Source organism: Hansschlegelia beijingensis (assembly GCF_045505405.1).
Taxonomy (GTDB): domain Bacteria; phylum Pseudomonadota; class Alphaproteobacteria; order Rhizobiales; family Methylopilaceae; genus Methylopila; species Methylopila beijingensis_A.
Genome location: NZ_JBJKEX010000609.1, coordinates 1 through 963, shown reverse-complemented (window position 1 = coordinate 963; position 963 = coordinate 1). Strand labels below are relative to the sequence as shown.

Annotated in this window: 1 protein-coding gene and 1 pseudogene; both read right to left on the bottom strand. The window is 71.8% G+C overall.

Features of this window, described 5'->3' with window-relative positions; genetic code table 11:
- Positions 1 to 410: pseudogene (locus tag ACIKT0_RS19075) on the bottom strand (TetR/AcrR family transcriptional regulator); the annotation flags it as partial.
- A gap of 71 nt (positions 411 to 481) precedes the next feature.
- On the bottom strand, positions 482 to 963 hold a 482-nt coding region (locus ACIKT0_RS19070; protein ID WP_407106860.1), incomplete at its 5' end, for a pyrroline-5-carboxylate reductase.

The following is a 963-nucleotide window of genomic DNA, read 5'->3' as shown; positions in this document are numbered from 1 at the left end:
AGCGGATCGGTCCGCAGCCCGTCCCGCACAGCGCGCAGCGCCTCGCGCTGCGGCGCCATCGCCTCGAACCGGCGCATCAGCACGTCGAACAGCCGCTCGCGCGCCGGCTCGTCCGCCATGTCGCGCATGTCGTGCGACAGCACGTCGAGGTCGATCTTGCGCAGATAGGCGGCGAGGATCGCGCCCTTTGACGGAAACGAGCCGCGGAGTTCGGCGAGCGACACGCCGGCCCGCTGCGCGACTTCATAAAGCCCGATCTCGCTCCAGCTCTTTTCACCGAGAAGCGTGAAAAGCGCCGCGACGATCTTTTCCTTCGGATCAGCGGGCGCAGCGGGCTTGTCGAGCCCCAGGACCCCGGGGCCCGCCTCGCTTGCGCCGGGCGTCGCGCCCGCATTGAAATCGGCCGCCATGGACGTCTCTCCTCGGCTGATGGGTCGCGCCTTCAAGATAGGGCCGAACCCGGCCGGCATCCAAGGTGGCCTCAGCCGGCGAGCTCGCGGGAGCGTCTGGTCGCAGCCGCCACGGCGCGCTCCATCAGCGGCGCGAGGCCGCCTTCGGCCATCAGCACCTTGAGCGCGGCCGCCGTCGTGCCGTTCGGCGAGGTGACGTTCCTGCGCAGGATCTCGGGCGGCTCGGAGGAGCGCGCGAGCAGCTCGCCTGCGCCCTCGACGGTCTTGCGCGCGAGCGTCTGAGCCAGATCGGCCGGCAGACCCGCGGCGACGCCGGCGCGCGCCAGCGTCTCGACCAGAAGAAAGACATAGGCGGGGCCGGAGCCCGAAACGCCCGTGACGGCGTCGATCAGCCCCTCGTCCTCGACCCAGACCACATCGCCCACCGCGCGAAGGAGCCGGTCGGCGAGATCGCGCTGTTCAGGACGCGCCTCGCTCCCGGCCACGCAGCCCGTGACGCCGCGGCCGACGGCGGCGGGCGTGTTCGGCATGGCGCGGATGATCGCCTGGCCCT